We start from the raw sequence: 620 nt of genomic DNA, 5'->3' as shown, positions 1-620 counted from the left end.
GGCTAGTTTAACCCTTCGGGGAGGACGGTCACCACTTTGTGATTCATGACTGGGGTGAAGTCGTAACAAGGTAACCCTAGGGGAACCTGGGGTTGGATCACCTCCTTATCTTGAAGTAAAACAGCGCAATGGAAACTTAGCTCTTAGGAGAAAGGTTTCACGAGTGTTCACACAAATTACATGATAACAAATTAGAAGAAGAAAACGTAAACCCTAGCATAATAAGGGGCTATAGCTCAGCTGGGAGAGCGCCTGCCTTGCACGCAGGAGGTCAGCAGTTCGATCCTGCTTAGCTCCACCACTTATTATCCTATGCAGGTCTGTAGCTCAGCTGGTTAGAGCGCACCCCTGATAAGGGTGAGGTCGGCAGTTCAAGTCTGCCCAGACCTACCAATCTTCTTCACTAAAGAGAGAGACCAAACTTAAACTATCAAAGTTGATAAGTTAAGTTTGGTTTTTTAAACCAAGTCCTCACCGAATGCGTGTGAATGACATATTCTTTAACAATCTGGAAAGCTGATATAAATACCGGTATTTATATGACAAACACGGTGTCGCGCTGTTGTTTGTAAATTATAAATACCAAGCTGTTATTAATAGGAATATCGCCTATTAATGAT

The 620-nt window shown here is 43.1% G+C and carries 2 tRNA genes and 1 rRNA gene; all 3 read left to right on the top strand.

What is annotated here, in order from left to right:
* Nucleotides 1-108 (top strand): 16S ribosomal RNA (locus tag H4J54_RS00015); the annotation flags it as partial.
* A 117-nt stretch (nt 109-225) separates the two neighbouring features.
* Nucleotides 226-301, top strand: a tRNA-Ala gene (locus H4J54_RS00010).
* Nucleotides 302-316: 15 nt separating this feature from the next.
* Nucleotides 317-393, top strand: a tRNA-Ile gene (locus H4J54_RS00005).
* Nucleotides 394-620: the final 227 nt, after the last annotated feature.

Origin of the sequence: Colwellia sp. MB3u-8 (genome assembly GCF_014076985.1) — a bacterium.
Classification (GTDB): Bacteria; Pseudomonadota; Gammaproteobacteria; order Enterobacterales; family Alteromonadaceae; genus Cognaticolwellia.
This window is presented reverse-complemented; position numbering and strand designations above follow the sequence as displayed.